Origin of the sequence: Citrobacter sp. Igbk 14, assembly GCF_028069825.1 — a bacterium.
GTDB lineage: Bacteria > Pseudomonadota > Gammaproteobacteria > Enterobacterales > Enterobacteriaceae > Citrobacter.
This window is the reverse complement of the sequence record NZ_JANEWM010000152.1, coordinates 1-865: the sequence shown is the minus strand read 5'-3', so window position 1 is coordinate 865 and position 865 is coordinate 1. Positions and strand designations below refer to the sequence as shown.

2 protein-coding genes are annotated in these 865 nt (G+C 36.0%); one reads left to right on the top strand and one right to left on the bottom strand.

The genetic code is table 11. The features are described 5' to 3' along the window. A partial coding sequence (locus tag NNN64_RS22860; protein WP_271442886.1) for a winged helix-turn-helix domain-containing protein occupies window positions 1-423 on the top strand: 423 nt, incomplete at its 5' end. Window positions 424-454: 31 nt separating this feature from the next. On the opposite strand, the gene NNN64_RS22855 is transcribed toward NNN64_RS22860, so the two are convergent. Then, on the bottom strand, window positions 455-778 hold the full coding sequence (locus NNN64_RS22855) for a phage holin family protein (RefSeq protein ID WP_271442885.1): 324 nt from the start codon (window positions 776-778) through the stop codon (window positions 455-457). Between the last annotated feature and the right edge of the window lie 87 nt (window positions 779-865).

Sequence of the window (865 nt, the reverse complement as noted above, 5' to 3'; positions counted from 1 at the left end):
ATTAAAAATAGCTGTATATACGATAACATCAATCATGAGTTAAAAAGCAAAGATGGGACCCGGGCGATAAAACTTACCCACATGCGGTCTAAGTGTTTAGATTTTATTCTAACTAATGCACAAGAATTGGTGATTAGAAAAAATCAAATTTCAGCTGTACTATGGGAAGAAAGAAGTGAATTTATAAACGATGCAAATTTAACACAACTACTATACCTGGTCAGAAAAGACCTGAAGTTTTTTGGTATTGATAATTTGTTTGTAACAATCCCACGTCAGGGGATCCAGCTTAATGGGGATATAGAAATTAAATGTTTGGAAAACAAACAGCACATTTTCCAGAATCGTTTTATTTATCCTATAACAATAGCTCTGATCGCGCTAATAATTCTATATGCCGTACTGAACTTTTACTTATCATAAAGCAGTAATGCCCATGGATGGGCAATACCACTCACTTAACAAAAATTTGTGCTAACTTATCTTTCAACATTTTCAATACAGGTCCTGCAAACACCCCACCCAGCCCGGACAATATAAGTATCATATGAGTCCCTGCGCCTTTATCAAGGGCAATGCTGGATAGCAAAAAACCAGTAAAACATGAAATAACAACTTGTTTTAGACATCCTTTAATATTTTTCTGCGTTCTCCTTCGAGTTTCTCTCATGAGGTAACTCACAACGCCTCCCCATGCGCTTACGATGATAACCGCAAGTATCGTTTCAAGCTCGATGATACCTCGAACAGTAGGTTCCGAACCAATTATCATTGTCATAAAAATATCCTTATCATTTTATGGATGAATACTTAGACTGCAACATAAAAATCCATTGTCGAAGCACAGCATAGTATTTATTCTGTT